Below are 18,555 nucleotides of genomic sequence, written 5' to 3' on the forward strand. Positions count from 1 at the left end.
GGATGAGCCCGAGCAGGCCTTAAGTTCTATGAAGGACTAAGTCGAGATAAGTCGAAGCCGCCTTACGCGACGTGCTCGTCGACTTTGCGGCCGCCCGGGTGCAGATGCATCGCCTTGCCGTGCTGCTTGGCCAGCAGATCGCGATAGATGCCGGGGCGGTTGCGCAGTGCTTCGGGGGTGCCGTCGTCGATAACCTTGCCCGAACTCATGACGATGATGCGGTCGAAGTTCTGCAGCGTCGATAGACGGTGCGCGATCGCGATGACCGTGCGGCCCACCATGAGCCGGTCGAGCGCTTGCTGGATCGCTTCTTCCGAGGCGCTGTCGAGCGCGGAGGTGGCCTCGTCGAGCAACAAGATCGGCGCGTTCTTCAGAATCGCCCGCGCAATCGCGATCCGTTGCCGCTGGCCGCCGGAGAGCTTTACGCCGCGATCGCCGACGATCGTGTCGAAGCCGTCGGGCATGGCTTCGATGAAATCGGTGCACCGTGCCTCGCGCGCCGCGGCGTGCACTTCCTCGCGCGTCGCCTCGGGCCGGCCGTACGCGATGTTCTCGTATACCGTCCGATGGAACAGCGCGATGTCCTGCGGCACGAGGGCGATCGCATGCCGCAGGCTGTCTTGCGTGATGGTGCCGATGTCTTGGCCGTCGACCTTGATGGAGCCGCCTTGCGTTTCGTAGAACCGCTGCAGCAGGGCGAGGACGGTCGATTTGCCGGCGCCCGATTTGCCGACGAGCCCGACGCGCTGTCCCGCTTCGATGTGCAGATCGAAGTGATCGAGGATCGGCTTGCGGCGCGGATAGGCGAACGTCACCCCTTCGAAATCCACGCGCCCGCCGTGCGGTGCGAGCGGCACCGCTTCTTCGCGATCGGGCATGCCGTGCGGTTCGAGCAGCGTCTTCACCGCCTCGGCGAGCCGCGCGATGTGCTGGGTGACATCGACGAGCGCCACGGCGAGGTCGCGCGTTCCATGCAAGATGGTGAACCCGAGCGAACTCGTGAGGACGATGTCGCCCGAGGTGGCGCGTCCTTGCGTCCAGAGCCACAGCGCCCAACCGAGCAAGCCGGCCGACAGCAGCGCCGTGATGACGGCATGCAAGAGCCGCAACCGCTCGAGATAGAGCAGGCTCTGCTGGCGCGCGTCCATCTCCGCCTTGACCGTTTCGCCGAAGCGGCGCTGTTCGCGCACGGTCATGCCGAACGCGCGCACGAGTGCCATGTTGCCGATCACGTCGACGAGTTCGCCGTCGACCGCGGCGGCCTTGGTGGCGAACTTGTGGTGCCGCGACGAACCGCGCCCGGCGAGCTTGAACAGGACGACGGCCAGGATGCCCGAGCACAGCATCAGGCAACCGGCCATGACCGGGTTCACCGTAATGATCATGACGATTGCGCCGATCACCGCGATACACGGCGGCAACACGTTCCACGCCATCGTGTTCTCGGACGTATAGACAGCGTTCGAGGTGGCGGTGATGCGGCTGGCGAGCGTGCCGGGCTGCCGTTCCGAGAAATATGTCGGCGAGTGGCCGGTCAGGTACTGGAACAAGTCGCGCCGCAGATCGCCCGTGACGTCGACGAACGCATGGGCGGCCACCCATCCGCCGATACGCCAAAGCATATTGTCGGCAGCGATGAGGCCGACGAGGATCGCGAACGCACCCCATAGCGGGCCCGGATGGTGCCGTCCCATGCCGAGCACGTCGATCAGATGCTTGATCGCGTATTGCGACGCCAGCGCACAGCCGACAGCTGCGAAGACGCTGGCCAACACGATCGCGTGCGAGACGGGGTGGCGCCGGATGTAACTGAGCAAGAACGCCAAAGGCCGGTCGGCATAGCCTGCAAGCCTGGCGTTGCGAGCGTTACGCTCGGCGACGGTCGAATGTTCCAATTGTGGTTCGTGCGAGGCACGCGAAGCGAGTGTCATCAAAAGCATAGTCTGCGAGGGGCGGGCCGGCAGCCAATCTCGAGCAATAACGAGATGGCGCGGCACGCCGCCATTGTAAACATCCGCGGAACTTCCCCGGGGCTTCACGACGAGCGTTGGGTGCGCACAACGCCGTTTTGCGGCAGCACATTGTCCCGGCGCTCGTCCTGGCTCGACTGAGCAAATTCGGTGCGCGCTTCGGTCGAAAGGTTAGTCGAAGCTAACCGTAATTTTCCGATACAATAGCGGGTTATGTCCAAACGCCATGTAGAAATTACCGATCATGGTATTGGGGCTGGATCGTTTGCCGGACTCGGCACGCAGAGCACGCAAAGCACGCAAGCACCCGATCGATATGTCACGCGACGCGCTTTGGCGCGACGTGGCACGGCGGCTGCTTCGCAGGTGCGGCTCGCGAAGCCGTGCCGTGTCGAAAATTGGGCGCATCGGCGTACTGTAGGCGCCCCTTGGGTGCCCATGGCGAGCGAAATGTATCTGGCTTGTAACAACGTAAAGAGTTTGAAATGTTCTGCGGCGCAGCATAAAACCGGTCGGATAATCGATCCGGGTTTGCCCTAGGGAAATTGACGCGGTACGGTCAACGATTGGGCGAGCAATGCGTTTAACGACATGTGGCGCGTAGCCCCGAGATCGATCGAGCGGTAACCGCCGACGGCCGAGGGCGAATCGCCCCCCGTTCGGGCCGGACGGGGTGCTGCCGCCGAATGCTGGAGCGGGCGATTCGCTTCGAACTTGGTCAACACTTTTGCCTGAATTTTTATTAGGAGTTCATCACTATGCGGATCGCTCAAATCGCTCCTTTGCATGAAGCGGTTCCTCCGAAGCTGTACGGCGGGACGGAGCGCGTGGTGTCGTACCTGACGGAAGCGCTCGTCGACCTCGGCCACGACGTGACGCTGTTCGCGAGCGGCGACTCCAAGACGTCGGCGAAGCTCGAAGCATTCTGGCCGCAGGCGCTGCGTCTCGATCCGTCGATCCGCGACACGATGGCTCCCCACATGCTGCTGCTCGAAGAAGTGCGCCGCCGCGCCGAAGAATTCGACGTGCTGCACTTCCACATCGATTACTACCCGTTCTCGTTGTTCTCGCGTCAGCCGGTGCCGCACCTCACGACGCTGCACGGCCGTCTCGATCTGCCCGAGCTGCAACCGATCTTCAATACGTTCAACGAAGTGCCGGTGGTGTCGATTTCCGACAATCAGCGCATGCCGTTGCCGCAGGCGAGCTGGCTCTCGACGGTCTACCACGGCCTGCCCGAGAACCTGCTGACGCCGCGCAAAGATATCGAGCCGAGCTACCTTGCGTTCCTCGGCCGTATTTCGCCGGAGAAGCGTGTCGATACGGCCATCCGTATCGCCGAGAAGGCCGGCATGAAGATCAAGATCGCCGCGAAGCTCGACAAGGCCGACCGCGCCTACTACGAAGAGCAGATCAAGCCGCTGTTCCAACTGCCGCACGTCGAATACATCGGCGAGATCAGCGAATCCGAGAAGGCCGAATTCCTGGGCGGCGCGCACGCATTGCTGTTCCCGATCGATTGGCCGGAGCCGTTCGGTCTCGTCATGATCGAAGCGATGGCCTGCGGCACGCCCGTGATCGCGTTCAAGCGCGGTTCGGTGCCTGAAGTCATCGAAAACGGCGTGTCGGGTTTCGTGGTCGAAGACGAATTGTCGGCTGTCGCCGCCGTGAAGCGCTTGTCGTCGTTGCCGCGCGAGACGGTCCGCAAGGCGTTCGAAGCGCGTTTCACGTCGAAGGTGATGGCGCAGAACTACATCGCATCGTACGAAAACCTGCTGCGTCAAAAGCGCCGCTCCGTGCTGCGCGAAGTCGCCGCCGGCTAACGCGCTACGGCGCGAGGCGGTGTAGCGCCTCGCATTCGCGGCTCGACTCGACACGCCCCGCCTGCCGTCCGGCACGCGGGGCGTGTCGTTTTTCGGTCGATCTCGGCGATCGTCCGGCGTTCCTTCCAGCCCAAGCGGCAGCTTTCCGTGGATCGAGCGGCGCGACCCGAGCGATTTCGATCGTTGAGATTCGTCCGAGATGGGAAACCTTGCGTCCAAAATCCCTATAATGCTGCTGCCGCGAAAACGGCGGCTGCAACGATTGACCTTAGGAGAGCGTCTTGGCAAGAGCGACCCCCACGCGAGCGGATCCGGCACCGGGTGCCGGTACGATGTTTACGCTGCGCGCCATCGGTCTCGTTTTGCTGGCGCGTTGGCTTTATTCGATGGCGCAAATGGGCTACGGCGAATCGCTCTCCGCGATGGCGTCTTCGCCGTGGGCGTCGATCAACGGCGTTTTCCTGTTTCTGCTGATCGTGCTGCCTGGCGCGCGGGCGCGTGCCGAGCGGCCCTTTCATCCGTTGCCGCAATGGCTGCGGCAAGCGTTGCGGCTATTTGCATTCTTGTGTCTGCTGTTCGCGCTCTGGTCGATCGGCGTTTTTGTCTGGGCCGCCGGCGGCCGGCGTACCGTGAATGCCATCGCCGAGACCAACGGCTGGCTTGTCGCCGCCCCGGCTTTGTACGCCGCTGTACTTTGGATCTGTCGCCCGCGCGCCTTGTGGCGGACCAACGCCGCCGCGCGGCGCTTCGCCATCGGCCGGTACGCGGTGTCGCTCGACGCGGCCACCCGAACGGTCGTCGTCTGGGTGGAAAGCCGCAAGTTGGGGCAATACGACGCGCGCGAACTCTCCGTCAAATGGCCCGTCGCGAGCGCGGTCGAACGCGAGCGCCCGACGGTGCAGCCGACGGCGGACGGCGCCGCCTTGCCGGAGGCGTCAAACTCGGTGGCGCCCGTTCGCGCGCGCGGGTGGGCACGGCGCTCGCAAGTGGAATTGCTGTGGGACTCGCCGGCCGCGGTGGGGCACAATCGGCAGACGATCTTTCGGACGACGATCGCAACGGACGGCGATCGAACATCGGCGCATGCGCTCGACGCCACCCTTCGCCAGGTCTAATCGCGCGGCATAACGCCGCATGCGGCGCCGGGCAGGGCGAAATGGGGCCAGCGCGGCGCTCGCGAAGCCGAGCGCCGAGCGCCCACCGCAATGCACCCAGGCGAGGAGTGAGCGATGAAACAGGCTCGAATCGATATCGTCAGAGCGTACGACGCGCTCGACGCGGACGGTGGCGCACGGTTTCTCGTGGATCGCATGTGGCCTCGCGGGATCACCAAGGCATCGCTGCATCTCGACGCCTGGCTGCGCGATGTCGCGCCCAGCACCGAGCTGCGGCAATGGTTCGCCCATGATCCGTCGCGTTGGGAAACGTTCATCCAGCGCTACTGCGCCGAACTCGACGCGAATCCCGCAGCCTGGCAGCCGATCGCCGATGCCGCCAAGCACGGACGCGTCACGCTCGTGTTCGGCGCGCGCGATCGCGAGCACAATCAGGCTGTCGTGCTGCGCGAGTACCTGGCCCGCAAGCTCGCGCATCGTTAGCCCCGTCGGTACCATTAGCCCCCATCGCACCATTAGCACCGTTCGTCCCGTTCGCTTTTAAGCCGTCGCACCGATGTCTCTTTCCTCCCGTGTCCCTTTGGAAGCGCTGCTCGCGCAGATCCGTGCGTGCCGAGCCTGCGAGGCGCATTTGCCTCACGGGCCGAGGCCCGTCTTGCAGGTCGGACGGGGCGCGCGCGTACTCGTCGTCGGCCAAGCGCCCGGTGCGCGCGTACACGCATCGGGCATTCCGTGGGACGACAAGAGCGGCGAGCGCCTACGCGATTGGATGGGGATCGGCCCCGACCTTTTCTACAATCCCGAGCGCATTGCACTGGTACCGATGGGTTACTGCTATCCCGGACGCGGCCGGTCAGGCGATTTGCCGCCGCGCCGCGAATGCGCCGAGTTGTGGCTCGCGCGCGTCCTCGCCGAAATGCCGCGCATCGAGTTGACCTTGCTCGTCGGCGCGTATGCGCAGCAGCGCTTTCTCGGCGGCGAACGGCGCGGGAGTTTGACGGAAACCGTCGCCGCTTGGCGCGAGTACGGCCCCTCGCGTATCCCGCTGCCGCATCCTTCGCCGCGCAATCAGGGCTGGTTCAAGCGTCATCCGTGGTTCGAACGCGACCTGCTTCCCGTCCTCAAAGCGCGCGTGGCGAATGCCCTGTCGGGGAAGCGAATCGGTGCGAACGCACGAAAGGATAGCGCGTAGCGCGCGCTTGGGCGTACCGGTCATTTCGTCAGTGGCTGTCACTAATTTACATGGTCCGGGGCGACCAATCGGGCTCGCTCGGCGCGCGGCCAGCCCCTTCGTCGAACAAAGCGAAACCGCGCGCGGCGCGGCCGGCCAAGTTGGCCACACAGGACTATCATGGCAGCCCTGGTGCGCCTTCTTATCTCGAAATGAGGGCGCGCATCGTTCGATATAGCGCGTAGAAAGGACACGTCTCATGACTTCCGGCGTCATCCGCATTCGCGGAGCTCGTCAGCACAATCTCAAAAATATCGATCTCGATCTGCGCACGGGCGAGATGGCGGTCGTGACTGGGCCATCGGGTTCGGGTAAATCGAGCCTCGTTTTCGACACGCTTTATGCCGAGGGGCAGCGCCGCTACGTCGAAACGTTCAGCGCTTACGCGCGGCAATTTCTCGATCGGATGGATCGTCCGCAGGTCGATCGTGTCGACGGTGTGCCGCCGGCCATCGCAATCGACCAAACGAACCCCGTGCGCAGTTCGCGTTCGACGGTCGGCACGATGACCGAACTTAACGATCATCTGAAGTTGCTTTACGCCCGCGCGGCTCAGTTGTTCGATAAAGCGACGGCTCAAGCCGTGCGCCACGACACGCCCGAGACGATTTACGCCGAACTCGTCGCACGGACGGCCGAGCGCGACGAGCGAGTCGTCGTCACGTTCCCCGTCGAATTGCCGGAGCAAACGAGCGCCGACGAAGTGGGGCAGTGGCTCTCGGCTAGCGGCTACACGCGCGTGCAAGCCGAGCGCGAAGTGACGACGCCGGCCGGTACGCGCAAGGTGCTCGACGTCGTGGCCGATCGTTTTCGTTTGAGCAAGGCCGACAAGGCGCGGGTGGTCGAAGCGATCGAAGCCTCGCTCAAGCGCGGCGCGGGCCGTGTGAACGTCTACGTGCTGCCCGATAGCGAACCGGATGCCGATGCCGGCGAACCGGCGCCGCGTATCTGGCGCTTTTCGACGGGCTTGCACTGCCCCGAAAGCGATGTGCGCTATGCCGATCCGCAGCCGGGGTTGTTCTCGTTCAACTCGGCCTACGGCGCATGCGAGGTATGCCGCGGGTTCGGCCGCGTGATCGGCGTTGATCTCGGGCTCGTCATTCCCGACGTGCGCAAGACGCTCGCGGGCGGCGCGATCAAGCCTATGCAGACGCCGGCTTGGAAGGAGTGCCAGGACGATCTCATGCGCTATGCCGCGCGTGCACGCATCCGCACGACGACGCCTTGGGCCGAGCTGACGGACGCCGAGCGCGAGTGGGTGATCGACGGCTCGCCCGATTGGAAGGGGGAATGGCAGCGCGAGTGGTATGGCGTGCGCCGATTCTTCAACTACCTCGAATCGAAGGCGTACAAGATGCACATTCGCGTGCTCTTGTCGAAGTATCGCAGCTACACGCCTTGCGAGAGCTGCGGCGGTGCGCGGCTGAAAACGGAATCGCTGCTGTGGCGCCTCGGCACGAAAGCCAACGCCGATGCGGTGTTGGCACCGGCGGCGCGCTTCATGCCGCATGGCGTCGCGTGGACGCGTGAGCAACTGGAAGCGTTGCCCGGTCTCGCTGTGCACGACCTCATGCTGCTGCCGATCGCGCGCATCCGCCGGTTCTTCGACGAGATGACGCTGCCGAGCGCGCTGCTCGACGACGCGCTGAAGCTGCTCGTCGCCGAAGTGCGGACGCGCCTGCGCTACCTGTGCGACGTCGGCCTCGGCTATCTGACGCTCGATCGCCAGAGCCGCACGCTGTCGGGCGGCGAAGTGCAGCGAATCAATTTGACGACGGCGCTCGGGACCTCGCTCACGAAGACGCTGTTCGTGCTCGACGAGCCGAGCATCGGGCTGCATCCGCGCGATCTGGATCGGATCGTCGAAGCAATGCGGCGCCTACGCGATGCGGGCAATACGCTCGTCGTCGTCGAACACGATCCCTCGGTGATGCTCGCGGCCGACCGGCTCATCGATATGGGCCCCGGGCCCGGCGAGCGCGGCGGCTCGATCGTCTTCGACGGGACGCCCGCCGATATTCGCTCGGCGCCGACCTTGACGGGCGAATACCTCGGCGCTCGCCGGCGCGTGGCCGATGCGGCGCATTGGGCGCGGCGGCCCGTCGATGCGCACACGCCGCGGCTCGTGCTCGAAGGCGCGAGCGAGCACAACCTGCGCGATGTAACGATCGAGATTCCGCTTGCGCGGCTCGTTTGCGTGACCGGCGTCTCGGGCTCGGGCAAATCCACGCTCGTCCAAGACGTCCTCAATCCGGCGCTCGCGCGTTTTCTCGGGCGGGCGACCGAAGCACCCGGCGCGCACCGGGCGCTGCTCGGGGCGCAGTTGATCGAAGACGCCGTTTTCGTCGATCAATCGCCGATCGGCAAGACCGCGCGCTCGAATCCCGCAAGCTATGTGGGCGCCTTCGACGAAATCCGCAAGCTTTTCTCCAAGGCGCCGCTCGCCTTGCAACGCGGCTATGCGGCAGGCACGTTCAGCTTCAACTCGGGCGACGGCCGCTGTCCTACCTGTGGCGGCTCGGGCTTCGAGCACGTCGAAATGCAATTTCTGTCGGACGTGTATCTGCGTTGTCCGGATTGCGATGGCCGCCGCTATCGGCCGGACGTACTCGACGTGACGATCGAACGGAGGGCGGCCGCCTCGGGTGCGCCGGTACGTGCCCTGTCGATCGCCGATGTGCTCGAACTCACCGTCAGCGAGGCCGTCGCCCTGTTCGCCGAGGATGCCGATGTGCTGCGCGTGCTGCAGCCGATCGTCGACGTCGGGCTCGAATATGTGAAGCTCGGCCAGCCGGTGCCGACCCTCTCGGGCGGCGAAGCGCAGCGGCTCAAGCTGGCGGGCTTCTTGGCCGAAACCGGCGGCAAGATCGGCGCCGAGGCGACACCGGGCGGGCGCTTGTTTATGTTCGACGAACCCACCACCGGCCTGCATTTCGACGACATCGCCAAACTCATGCGCGCCTTCGGCAAGTTGCTGGCACGCGGTCATTCGCTGATCGTCATCGAGCACAACCTGGACGTGATTCGTGCGGCCGATTGGATCATCGATCTCGGTCCCGAGGGCGGCGACGAAGGCGGGCTCGTCGTGGCGGTGGGTACGCCGGATGAGATTAAGGCATGCGAAGCCTCCCACACCGGCCGCGCGTTGAAGCAGTACGACGAGACGTTTGGCGCGGGCGAGACGGCGCCGACCGCCCCCGGCGTGCCGCTGCAATCCGCACTCGCGGCGGCGCGCGCACGCCGAGCGGTCGAGGGCGACGATGTGGTGCGCATCGTCAACGCGCGCGAACACAACCTGAAGAGCCTGAACGTCGACATTCCGCACGGCAAGTTCAACGTGGTCACGGGCGTTTCGGGCTCGGGCAAATCGACCCTCGCGTTCGACATTCTCTTTCACGAGGGGCAGCGGCGTTACCTCGAATCGCTGAACGCCTATGCGCGCTCGATCGTGCAGCCCGCGGGGCGGCCCGAGGTCGACGCCGTTTACGGCATTCCGCCGACGGTGGCGATCGAGCAGCGTCTCTCGCGCGGCGGCCGCAAGAGTACCGTCGCGACGACCTCCGAAGTCTGGCACTTCCTGCGGCTGCTGTACGTCAAGCTCGGCATTCAGCATTGCGTGCACGACGGCACGCCCGTCAAACCGCAAAGCGCGGAATCGATCGCCGCGCAGTTGCTGCGCGACCATGCGGGCGAGCACGTGGGATTTTTCGCGCCGCTCGTCGTCAATCGCAAGGGCATCTACACCGATCTGGCGAAGTGGGCGAAGGCGCGCGGCCATACGCATCTGCGCGTCGACGGCGAGTTTCTGCCGGTGGACCCTTGGCCCAAGCTCGAGCGCTTTCGCGAGCATACGATCGAGTTGCCGGTTGCCGATCTCGTGATCTCGGCCGATAACGAAGCGCAACTGCGCCGTGCGCTCGACGCGACGCTCGAACTCGGCAAAGGCATCGTGCACTTGCTCTCGCCGCTCGACGGCTTGGCCGATGCCTTGGCGGCGAAGCGCTCGACGGTGGGCATCGGCGAAATGGAAGTGCTGTCGGTGAAGCGTGCGTGTCCGGTGTGCGGCACGAGCTATCCCGAACTCGATCCTCGCATGTTCTCGTACAACAGCAAACATGGCTGGTGCACGAGCTGCGTCGGCACTGGGCTGGCGCTCACGCGCGAGCAACGGGCGGCCTACGACGATACGGTATTGGGGGCCGAGGATGGCCGCGGGCGCGAGCAAACGCTGCCGTCCGAAGAGCAAGAGATCGAAGGGGTGGGCGATACGCCTTGCCCCGAGTGCGACGGCACGCGCTTGAACGAATCCGCGCGTGCGGTGCGGTTCGACGGACGATCGATCGTCGATGTGGGCCGTTGGACCGTTTCCGATACGCGCGCGTGGATCGATGCGATTTCGCTTTCCGGGCGCGATGCGCAAATCGCGCGCGACGTCGTAAGCGAAATCGCGAGCCGGCTGCGTTTTCTCGAAGAGGTGGGGCTCGGCTATCTGAGCCTCGATCGCGCGGCGCCGAGTCTGTCGGGCGGCGAAGCGCAGCGTATCCGGCTCGCGGCGCAGCTCGGCAGCAACTTGCAAGGCGTGTGTTACGTGCTGGACGAACCGACGATCGGTCTGCATCCGCGCGACAACCGGATCTTGCTCGATGCGCTGCATCAACTGGGCGAGAAGGGCAACACACTCGTCGTCGTTGAACATGACGAAGATACGATCCGCCGCGCGGACCACATTATCGATATCGGACCGGGCGCGGGCAAGCGGGGCGGGCGGCTTGTCGCCGAGGGCGGCGTGAAGGATCTGGCAGCCCATGCCGATTCGTTGACGGGGCAATTCCTCGCCAGCCCGATCGTGCATCCGTTGCAGCCGCGCCGCGCCGTGCGTGCCGATGGCGAAGCGGCGGTGCCGGAACGGTGGCTGACCGTACATGGCGCATCGCTGCACAACCTGCGCGACGTGACGGCGAGCATTCCGCTCGCCCGCCTCGTCGCCGTGACGGGCGTATCGGGCTCCGGCAAGTCGACGCTCGCCCGCGATGTGTTGATGACGAACTTGCTCGATGCGGTCGGTCGTTCGGTGCTGTCGTCGCCGGCCACGCGACGCGCCCGCCGGGCCGCGGAGGAGAGCACCGGCGCAGCGAAGAAGGTGCGCGCGCAACCGAGCCGACACGCGACGGCCAGCACGGCGCGAGCGCCCTTGCAGATCACGCATAGCTGGCAGGGATGCCGCTCGATCGCGGGATTCGAAGCGATCGATCGCGTGCTCGAAGTCGATCAGACACCGATCGGCAAGACGCCGCGCTCATGCCCGGCCACGTACATCGGCGTATGGGACACGATCCGCAAACTGTTTGCGGAAACGCTCGAAGCGAGGGCGCGCGGCTACGCCGCCTCGCGCTTCTCGTTCAACACCGGCGACGGCCGCTGCCCGGCCTGCGAAGGGCAAGGCGTCCGCACCATCGGCATGAGCTTCCTGCCGGACGTCAAGGTGCCCTGCGACGTCTGCCACGGACAGCGTTTCAATCCCGAGACGCTTGCGGTGACATGGCGCGGCAAGAACATCGGCGACGTGCTGACGATGGAGATCGACGAAGCGGTCGAATTCTTCGCGCCGCTGCCGAACATCGCTCATCCGTTGCAGTTGATGAAGGACGTGGGCCTCGGCTATCTCACCCTGGGCCAGCCATCGCCGACGCTATCGGGCGGCGAGGCGCAGCGCATCAAGCTCGTGACGGAGCTGGCGAAGGTGAGAGACGACGTCACGCGGCGCGGACAAAAGCCGCCGCATACGCTCTACGTGCTCGACGAACCGACCGTGGGCTTGCACATGGCCGACGTCGCGCGGCTGATTCGTGTGCTGCATCGTCTCGTGGATGGGGGGCACAGCGTCGTTGTCATCGAACACGACCTCGATGTGATTGCCGAAGCCGATTGGATCATCGATCTCGGGCCCGAGGGGGGCGCGGGCGGCGGCGCGATCGTCGCGGCATGCGATCCCGAAACGCTTTCGCGCGTAAGCGAGAGTCATACCGGGCAGGCGCTGGTGCCCGTGCTTGCGCGCGTAGCGGGTGAACGGGAGAAGGAAAAGGAGGCGGCTGGCGAGGGGCGGCTGAGCGCTTGAACGCTCGAACGCGTAGCGACTAGTTACTTTGGATGACAAGGATGCGTCTGCCATGCGCATCCGATCCATTGTTCGATGAGAGCCGGGCCGGGTGCGTGCGCAGCGTCGCACCTGGCCCGGCTCGCTGATCGTTAGGCTTCGCCGGCCAGCTCCGGTGCGGGTGGCGTGGCCGTCGTAGGCGTGTTGGGCGTGCCCGGCCCTCCGAGTGCGGATGCTCGCCCAGCGTCGCTGCGCACTTGACCCACCCATACGAGCGCGAGCGCCGCCAAGCCGACGGACACCCATCCGTTCAAGCCATACCCGACAATGTGTCCCGCCGGATCGGAAGAGAGCATGAGGCCGCCGAGCCACGCGCCGCAGCCGGTGCCGAGCGATTGCACCGCCCCGTTGGCGCTCAGGAAGGCGCCGCGATGCTTCGCGTCGGGCACCGTCGTGAGGATTGCCTGCATCGGCACGATGCGCCCGGAGGAAATGATCATAAAGAGCGCGAACCCGGGCACCATGATCCAGAACGGCACATTCGGCAGATGCGTGACGACGAGCACGGGTACCAGTGCCAGCGCGCCAAAAATGCGAAACACCGCGCGATGCCCGATCCGATCCGCTAGCCGGCCGATGGCGCGCGAGGTGAAGAACGTTGCGGCGCCGCCTGCCATGTATAGCAACGAAATTCCGCGGGGCGCCACGCCATGATTGGCCACGAGCATCGGCGAGATGAACGGAATTACGAGCATGTGCGCGAGCATGATCAAAAACGTCAACGCGAAGGCTCGCACATGACGCGGATACGTGAGCAACCGCCCGAGCGCCGGGAGCGTATCGGCCAACGGCGGCGCGCGTCGCGACAAATGCTCGGACAGCGAAGGCACGATGCGCGCGGTCGCCACGGCGATCGTCACCGTTAGCGCGGCCAGCAGCCAGAACGGCGCCGACCAATGGAAGTAAGCGCCGATCATGACGCCGGCCGGCACGCCCGCAATGGCGGCCATCGAGAATCCCGTCATGATGATGCCCGTGGCCGCGCCGCGCCGCTCGACCGGGACGATGTCGGCAATGATGGCCATCACGCCGGCCCCGAGCACGCCGCCTGTAATGCCGGCGAACGCGCGACTGGCGAGGAGCAGCGGATAACTGGTTGCGCAGGCGCATGCGACGTTCGACAGCGCGAACAGCAGATAGGCGACGAGCAGCAGCTTCCGGCGATCGAAGCGATCGATATAGGTTGCGGCGAGCAGCGCCGAAAGTCCCGAACACCACGAATAGGCCGAGACGGCGGCGGCGAATTGCGAGGGCGAGATTTGGAAGGCGCGCATGATCTGGGGGCCCAGCGGCATCATCACCATGAAATCCATGATGAGCGTGAACTGCACGAGCGCTAGCAGCCAGATCAAACGCCGCTCTCGAGCTTGAGGCAATGCATACATAGTTGTTCGAATCCTTATCGAAGTGCCGTTGGCCGAGCGGCGGCCCGAATGGCCGCCGTCGCTTCGTGTTTGTGTTGGTTGACGCGCGGCCCCACGCGCGCGTGACACCTTACGCCTGTTTCGGATTTTGCGGCGCCGAGCCCGCAGCCTCCTTACCCTCGATTTCTTCGGCGGCGCGCAGCAGAATCTGCGCGACGCGCAGTTGCTCGCTTTCGTCGGCATCGATGCGACGCAACAGCGCCAATTTGAGCGCGTATTTCGCTTGACGCAGCTTCGGATGCCAGCCGGCATCGCGGCCACCTTCTTCGTCGTCGTCCTGCGCCGCATAGGCACGCCGCATCGATTCCATCTTGTGGGCGACGAAACTGAGCTTGGCCAGGATCATGTCGACCCGATCGCGGTTCGTATCCAAATGGGCTTTGCCGGCCTGAGCGATCTCGTAACGCTTGCGATTGCCTTCTTGCTGAACGGTGACGAAACCCAGTTCTTCGAGGTAAGTCAGGGCGGGGTAGACCATGCCGGGGCTCGGCGCGTAGAAGCCATTCGAGCGCGTTTCGAGTTCCTTGATTAGCTCGTAGCCGTGGCGGGGCGCCTCGGCGATCAGTGCGAGCAGCATCAACTGCAAGTCTTCCCCGCTGAATTTACGACCGCGCGTGAAGCTGTCGTCGTCGCCGAAGCCGCGATCGCCGCGGCCGCCCCAGAACGGCGCACCGCCGCCGCGATGGTGGTGCCGGCCGATCGCGTGCCAGAGCCCGTGCAGGAACGAAGCCTCGCCATGCCGCCGGTGGGGGGGCCGGGCATCGCTCCAGCCGTGACGCGTGTCATGGCTGGCCGTTTCGTGACGACGGCCGTACCAATGACCGTAGTCGGGGCCCGCTGGCTCGCCATCGTCGGAATGCGGATGCGGGTGGCCGTGAGCCCCCCTGCGGTGAAGCTCGGCCAGTTCGAACGCGCGTTGAAACTCGGAGAAGCGATGTCGCATGGGAAGACTCCCGGGAAAGTGAATGTGTATCTAAAGATATATATCTAAAGATACGAAGTCAAGCGATGGATGCATCCGACCGTGCGGCGATCGCGTTCTCGCGGGAATGGTCGTTGCGGTCTTTGGCGAACTTAGGCGAGCTGCACTTTGTTCATCCACGACCGAGAAAGGGGGTCTCATGTTCATCCATAACAAGCGGCTGCAATACACCGTGCGAGTCGGCCGGACCGATCCGGGGCTGGCGAATCTGCTGCTGGAGCAGTTCGGCGGGCCGCAGGGAGAATTAGCAGCAGCGATGCGCTATTTCACGCAGGCGATCACCGAGGAAGATCCGGGCCGCAAGGATATGTTGTTGGATATCGCGACCGAGGAGTTGAGCCACTTGGAGATCATCGGCTCGATCGTGGCGATGCTTAATCGCGGCGCGAAGGGCGAGCTGGCGGAAGCGGTCGACGGGCAGGCCGAACTGTATCGAAAGCTGAACGGCGCGGGTAACGACAGCCATGTGACGCAGGTGCTGTACGGAGCCGGCGCGCCATTGACGAACTCCGCGGGGGTGCCATGGAACGCGGGCTACATCGATACGATTGGCGAGCCGACCGCGGATTTGCGTTCGAACATCGCTGCCGAGGCGCGCGCGAAGATCATCTACGAGCGGCTCATCAACGTCTCCGACGATCCTGGGGTGCGTGAGGCGCTGGGTTTCTTGATGACGCGCGAGGTCTCACACCAGAAGTCGTTCGAGAAGGCGTTGTATGCGATCACGGCAAACTTCCCGCCGGGCAAATTGCCGCCGGAGGCGCAGTACGCGGATGCGTACTTCAAGATGTCGATCGGTGCACCGCCGGAGCGTGGCCCTTGGAACGAGGGGCGCGGGTTGAAGCTGGTCGAGGATCCGCCGGTGCCGGTGGACGGCGGCGACGGATCGGCGGCGGTGCAGTTGACCGAGAAGGAACGGACGACGCTCGATGAAATGAAACGGCGGTTGAAGTCCGATCGTACCCACGATCCGGAGACGGGCGCGGAGCTGGGGGAGGGTGAACCTGGGGCCGATGGGTTGGTGGAGTGAGCGTTGGAGACAGGAGAAAGCCCCGTCACCCGCGCTTTCTCCTGAGCCGTATCAGCCGTAATGGTACCGACACTGCATCACGTAAATGATGCCGTCTTGGACGATGTAGACGAGGCGATCGGCTTTTGTGATGCGCCGGGACCAGAAGGCGGTCAGGTCGCCCTTTAGCGGCTCTGGCTTACCGGTACCCTTGAAGGGATCTCGCGAGATCTCATCGATCAGGCCGTTGATCTCCGAGACGATCGCAGGGTCCGTTTTCTGCCAGTACAGGTAATCGTCCCTAGCGTTCGTCGTCCAGGCGACCTTACAGCGGCTTACCGCTGCGGCCTTGTTTTTTGCCTTCTTCTGCGTCATCGCTCAGCAATTCCTTTACAGCGGTCTTGCCGGCCTTGAATTCAGCAATGGATTGGCGCAGTCGATCGGCGTTCGCCGGCGTACCCAACAGATGCAAGGTCTCCTGCAGGCTGTTGTAGTCCTCAAGCGAAATCATGACGACGTGTTCCCCGCGCTGACGGGTAATGACCGTCGGCTCGTGATCTCGGCACACCGCATCCAAAGCCTGCTTGAAGCCGGCTCGCGCCTCACTAAAAGTCAGGATGTTCATATCTAGCTTCTCACTTGCCTGATACTCGGTTCCCCGGTCCAAGCGTCTAGCTCACACGCTTCAGACCGAAATGGCCAGAGCGACGTTTTTGCCGTTCCGTGCGTAATGGGGACAACATTCGGTGAGGATGTCGCACGGTCGATGGTTAGGCATACTTGCTGCCCTCACGGGCGACCCTAACAAAGCGGCGAATGCAATGGCATTGTACTTAGTTCTGTACGATGACGCCACCGACCCATGCGACCATCGCGATGCGCGGCGCCAACAAACGTGACGGCAGCCGGCGCCTCTAGACGTCCGAGCGCCGCAGTAAATAATCGAGTCCGCCGACTCGATACCACCGGTATCCATAAGGCTCCAGCACGACGCGGTGGCGGCCGTCGTCTCCGGCGTGGCTGTGGTCATCCGATAGGACGTTGATCAGCCGCTCGTCGCCCGGCCCCTTGCAGCCCGAGCGGAATCTCACGGTGCACGCCTCGGCGCCGAATTGATGGAGGAACAGCAGCGAGTTGTTGCGCCAGTCGTACCGCAGGGCCAGCACATCGGGGCGCGAAGTACGCAATATTTCGAAGTCGCCCCAGCCGATTTCCGGCATTTCGCGGCGCATGCGGATCATTCGTTCCATCCAGTTCAGCAGCGAATCGGGATCGCGCCGCTGGCTCGCCACGTTGATGCGCTCGAAACCATAAGCCCCGCTGGAAATCACGGGGGCCGGCGGGTTGGGGTGTTTCGTGAAGCCGGCCTGGGGCTCGGCCGACCACTGCATCGGCGTACGCATGCTTTCGCGCTCGGGCCGGCCTAGATCGTCGCCCATGCCGATTTCGTCGCCGTAACGGATCACGGGCGTACCCGGCAAAGTCAGCATCAGGCTGTAGGCGAGCTCCAAGCGGCGTCGGTCGCCCGAGAGCATCGGCGCCAGTCTGCGGCGAATGCCGCGTCCGTAAAGCTGCATGTCCGGCTCAGGGGCGAATGCAGCAAACACGGCCGCGCGCGCCTCCGGCGAAAGGCGGCCGAGATCGAGTTCGTCGTGATTGCGCAGGAATACACCCCATTGCGCGCTCGCCGGGCGAGGCTTCGTCGCCAGGAGCGCTTGTTTCAACGGCTTCGTATCGTGCGTAGCGAGGGCGTAAAACGTGTTCTGGTTGACCTCGAAGTTAAACATCATGGGCAGGCGCTCGCCTGCGTCGCCGAAATAGTCGAAATCCGTATCGGGCAGGACATTGGCCTCGGCCAGGATGATCGCGTTGCCCTCGCGCCACTGTAAAAATTCGCGAAACGCACGCAACATCCCATACCGCTCGATAGGCTCGCGCACCTTGGGACCCTTCGCCGCGATCACGAACGGTACGGCATCCATGCGGAAACCGGACACGCCCAGCCGGATCCAAAAGCCCATGATTTTCAGCAGCTCGGCATGGACGCAGGGATTGGACGTGTCCAGATCCGGCTGAAAATCGTAGAAGCGGTGGAAGTACCAGCGTTTGGCCTTCTTGTCGAAACTCCATGTGGATTTCTGCACGCCGGGAAAGACCACGCCGTCTTTCGCCTTCGGCGGCTTTTTGTCCGACCAGACGTACCAGTCGCGATATTTCGAGCCGGGATCGCTCCGTGCTGACTGGAACCAGGGGTGCCGGTCGGACGTGTGATTCACGACAAGATCGATGATGACGCGCAGGCCCCGCTCGTCGCATGCGTGGGTGAATTCGGCGAAGTCGCCGAGCGTGCCGTATTTCGGATCGACGTTGTAATAGTCCGTGATGTCGTAGCCGTTGTCGCGTCCTGGCGAGGGCTGAAAGGGCAGCAGCCAGATCGTCGTCACGCCTAGCCCCTGCAGGTAATCGAGGCGGCGCATGAGCCCCTGAAAATCGCCGACGCCATCGCCGTTCGCGTCGAGAAATTTGCCGACGGAGAGGCAATAGATGATGGCGTTTTTGTACCAGAGTTCGTTGTACATACGGTTTGCTAGCTGCGCCGGAACGATCGATCGTCGAGAGGAATGGCTATGTCGGAGCTGAAGTGGTGGCAACGTGGCGTCATCTACCAGATCTATCCGCGCTCCTTCCAGGACAGCAACGGCGATGGCATCGGCGACTTGCCGGGCATCGTCGCGCGTCTGGAGTACGTCGCAAGGCTTGGCGTCGATGCCGTCTGGATTTCTCCCATCTATCCGTCTCCGATGGCCGATTTTGGCTACGACGTCGCCGACTACTGCGACATCGACG

General features: G+C 64.2%; 13 protein-coding genes. 7 read left to right on the forward strand and 6 right to left on the reverse strand.

Translation table 11 applies throughout. The features are described from left to right. Positions 1 to 62: 62 nt before the first annotated feature. Complete coding sequence (locus tag ACTHN9_RS19540) at positions 63 to 1,931, reverse strand: ABC transporter ATP-binding protein (RefSeq protein WP_440538420.1); 1,869 nt, start codon at positions 1,929 to 1,931, stop codon at positions 63 to 65. Positions 1,932 to 2,728: 797 nt separating this feature from the next. On the opposite strand from ACTHN9_RS19540, the gene ACTHN9_RS19545 reads away from it, so the two are divergent. The 5 genes from ACTHN9_RS19545 to uvrA all read left to right on the forward strand — a co-directional run bounded on the left by ACTHN9_RS19545 (position 2,729) and on the right by uvrA (position 12,254). Further along, complete coding sequence (locus ACTHN9_RS19545) at positions 2,729 to 3,793, forward strand: glycosyltransferase family 4 protein (RefSeq protein ID WP_440538421.1); 1,065 nt, start codon at positions 2,729 to 2,731, stop codon at positions 3,791 to 3,793. A 281-nt stretch (positions 3,794 to 4,074) separates the two neighbouring features. Next, a complete protein-coding gene (locus ACTHN9_RS19550; RefSeq protein ID WP_440538422.1) occupies positions 4,075 to 4,908 on the forward strand; it encodes a hypothetical protein in 834 nt (277 codons plus the stop codon). A gap of 114 nt (positions 4,909 to 5,022) precedes the next feature. Continuing rightward, positions 5,023 to 5,391 (forward strand): DUF488 domain-containing protein, encoded by a 369-nt coding sequence (locus ACTHN9_RS19555; RefSeq protein ID WP_440538423.1) that lies wholly within the window; start codon positions 5,023 to 5,025, stop codon positions 5,389 to 5,391. Between the two features lie 73 nt (positions 5,392 to 5,464). Then, entirely contained in the window at positions 5,465 to 6,100 is a 636-nt protein-coding gene (locus ACTHN9_RS19560) for a uracil-DNA glycosylase family protein (protein ID WP_440538424.1), read from the forward strand. Positions 6,101 to 6,338: 238 nt separating this feature from the next. After that, the gene (gene uvrA, locus ACTHN9_RS19565; protein WP_440538425.1) at positions 6,339 to 12,254 is read left to right on the forward strand and encodes an excinuclease ABC subunit UvrA; all 5,916 of its coding nucleotides are present in this window, start codon (positions 6,339 to 6,341) and stop codon (positions 12,252 to 12,254) included. A gap of 131 nt (positions 12,255 to 12,385) precedes the next feature. Here the strand turns inward: uvrA and ACTHN9_RS19570 are convergent, their stop codons facing one another. Both ACTHN9_RS19570 and ACTHN9_RS19575 read right to left on the reverse strand, forming a co-directional pair. Then, positions 12,386 to 13,678 carry an MFS transporter gene (locus tag ACTHN9_RS19570; protein WP_440538426.1) on the reverse strand — a complete coding sequence of 431 codons (1,293 nt, stop codon included), beginning with the start codon at positions 13,676 to 13,678 and terminating at the stop codon, positions 12,386 to 12,388. A gap of 109 nt (positions 13,679 to 13,787) precedes the next feature. Then, on the reverse strand, positions 13,788 to 14,660 hold the full coding sequence (locus ACTHN9_RS19575; protein ID WP_440538427.1) for a PadR family transcriptional regulator: 873 nt from the start codon (positions 14,658 to 14,660) through the stop codon (positions 13,788 to 13,790). 178 nt (positions 14,661 to 14,838) lie between these two features. Between ACTHN9_RS19575 and ACTHN9_RS19580 the strand changes: the two genes are divergently transcribed. Further along, on the forward strand, positions 14,839 to 15,729 hold the full coding sequence (locus tag ACTHN9_RS19580) for a manganese catalase family protein (protein ID WP_440538434.1): 891 nt from the start codon (positions 14,839 to 14,841) through the stop codon (positions 15,727 to 15,729). 51 nt (positions 15,730 to 15,780) lie between these two features. On the opposite strand, the gene ACTHN9_RS19585 is transcribed toward ACTHN9_RS19580, so the two are convergent. The 3 genes from ACTHN9_RS19585 to ACTHN9_RS19595 all read right to left on the reverse strand — a co-directional run bounded on the left by ACTHN9_RS19585 (position 15,781) and on the right by ACTHN9_RS19595 (position 18,287). Then, positions 15,781 to 16,083, reverse strand: coding sequence for a Txe/YoeB family addiction module toxin (locus tag ACTHN9_RS19585; protein WP_440538428.1), 303 nt, complete (start codon positions 16,081 to 16,083; stop codon positions 15,781 to 15,783). Then, on the reverse strand, positions 16,034 to 16,333 hold the full coding sequence (locus tag ACTHN9_RS19590; protein ID WP_440538429.1) for a type II toxin-antitoxin system Phd/YefM family antitoxin: 300 nt from the start codon (positions 16,331 to 16,333) through the stop codon (positions 16,034 to 16,036). The genes ACTHN9_RS19585 and ACTHN9_RS19590 overlap by 50 nt, the downstream gene beginning before the upstream one ends. Positions 16,334 to 16,622: 289 nt before the next feature. Next, positions 16,623 to 18,287: an alpha-amylase family protein gene (locus tag ACTHN9_RS19595; RefSeq protein ID WP_440538430.1), complete on the reverse strand. Its 1,665-nt coding sequence runs from the start codon at positions 18,285 to 18,287 to the stop codon at positions 16,623 to 16,625. Positions 18,288 to 18,335: 48 nt separating this feature from the next. Here ACTHN9_RS19595 and ACTHN9_RS19600 point away from each other — a divergent pair. Then, the coding region (locus tag ACTHN9_RS19600; RefSeq protein WP_440538431.1) for an alpha-amylase family glycosyl hydrolase at positions 18,336 to 18,555 on the forward strand (220 nt) is incomplete at its 3' end.

Origin of the sequence: Trinickia sp. (genome assembly GCF_051953405.1) — a bacterium.
In the GTDB taxonomy this organism is placed as follows: domain Bacteria; phylum Pseudomonadota; class Gammaproteobacteria; order Burkholderiales; family Burkholderiaceae; genus Trinickia.